Below are 1,877 nucleotides of genomic sequence, written 5' to 3' on the forward strand. Positions count from 1 at the left end.
TTGATTGGTTAGGGAAATTCTTCTGGTTAAGGAAAATTTTAAATTTTTAAGGTGTATGTTAGAAGGAACAGGAGTAGAGGTATGCAAAAAGGCTGTCATAGTACGCTTGATTTAAGAACATAGCTTAACCAAGCGTACTATGACAGCCTTTTTTTGGGAGACCGGAAAAAAGGGAAGTATAACTAAGTGCTAATGCAATGCACCGGTTGCCGTAGCTGAAGGGGTATACTTTATTCCCCTTTTTCTGATGATCTTCTGACCGAGTAGTAAGATAAGTAGTGAGAGTATGGCAGATGCTGCCATCACACCAGCCATAGGCACAGCAGAGTGATTGCTGAAGATGCTTAAAACCACTGTAGCCAAAGCCCCTATACCCATTTGTGTTGCACCCATCAAGGCAGATGCACTTCCAGCATTTTTAGTAAATGGTGCCAGTGACAGAGCGGACGCATTTGGAAACGTAAAGCCAAGGCAGCACAGAAAAAGAAAAATGCAGGCTATTGTAGCGTAAAGGTTTAACCAGCCAAACATGGTGCCTGCCAGAAGAACACCGCCAATTGCTAACTGCGCTATCAGGGCTGTAAAAATTATGCGCTCACTACGGTATTTGCGCAACATAATGCTGTTAACCTGGCTGGATCCGATAAGCCCTATGGAGAGAAACGCAAATATCCAGCCGTACTCTTTTTCATCCACCTGAAAAATTTCCATAAAAAGCAGCGGCGAACCGGAAACATAAGCAAGTAAGCCGGCGAAAGAAACTGCACCTGAAAGTGCGTAAGTATAAAACTGAGGTTCTTTTAAAACAAGTATAAATCTTGATATGATAGGCCTGGGCTTTAAGGAATAGCCAGGGTCAGGCTTGCTGCTTTCGGGTAAGCCAATATAAACCGCTACTAGAATGGCAGCTGACATACCTGCCAGTATCAGAAAAACTGTTTCCCAACCGAAGATAGCTGTCACATAACCACCAACAGTAGGGGCAATCATAGGAGATACGCCTACTACCAACATCAAAAGCGAAAACACTTTGGCATTATCCTCTACCGGAAACAAATCACGCACCATAGCCACTGAAGCCACTGCAGCGGCACAACTACAAACAGCCTGCGCGAACCGAAGTATGATCAAGGCCTCAATGGTAGTAGCAAAGGCACAGGCAACAGAAGCAAGTAAGTAGCCTGCCAACCCGATGTAAAGCGGTTTCTTTCTTCCGAACCGATCCATTAATGGGCCGTACAGCAGCTGGCCTGCTGATATGCCTATAAAAAAACTAGACAAGGAAAGAGAGACATCTGCCACAGTTGTGTTAAGATCTTTGGCAATGGCCGGAAATCCCGGCAGGTACATGTCGATAGAAAAAGGGCCAAGGGCAGTAAGCGTACCTAAAATAAGTATGAGTGTTAAATACTTTTTGCGTGTCATATAAAAGCAATGTGAGCAGCAAAGGTATAGACAAAACCTGTATCGCTTTTAGATCTTTTCTAGTGAATGCAGCCGGTGTTGCGTCATGGCCTCAAGTGCTTTCCTTCTGAACCTGGCAAAATTTTCTTTGAGTAATCACCTTTTAAGCTTGTAATTTACTTGAAATCAGATGCGTTACTTCTTTCGAAAAAAAGAGCCTGTTTAAAATTCATCTTTTGCGCTGCAAAAGCCTGGAAAGGGTTCTGCCTTCACGCTTTTCTCGCCCCATAGCGCTGCTATAAAACTCTAAAACCGCTATGCCAGAACTCTTTCCAAGCAACTTTCACTTGCAAAAACAAAATTTAAACATGCTCTAAGCTCGACTTTAGCATTAAGCAGCATTGGCCAGCATATGCTGAAAATGCTGTAGCAAAGGTTTTGGTATTTTCACCATCTCTGTCTGTTTATCAGAG

The 1,877-nt window shown here is 43.3% G+C and carries 1 protein-coding gene; it reads right to left on the reverse strand.

The annotated features are described in order from the left end of the window. Positions 1–189: 189 nt before the first annotated feature. Positions 190–1,425 carry a multidrug effflux MFS transporter gene (locus ACFQ2O_RS21425; protein ID WP_377532902.1) on the reverse strand — a complete coding sequence of 412 codons (1,236 nt, stop codon included), beginning with the start codon at positions 1,423–1,425 and terminating at the stop codon, positions 190–192. Positions 1,426–1,877 lie beyond the last annotated feature (452 nt).

This window comes from Pontibacter rugosus (assembly GCF_042678745.1).
In the GTDB taxonomy this organism is placed as follows: Bacteria; Bacteroidota; Bacteroidia; order Cytophagales; family Hymenobacteraceae; genus Pontibacter; species Pontibacter rugosus.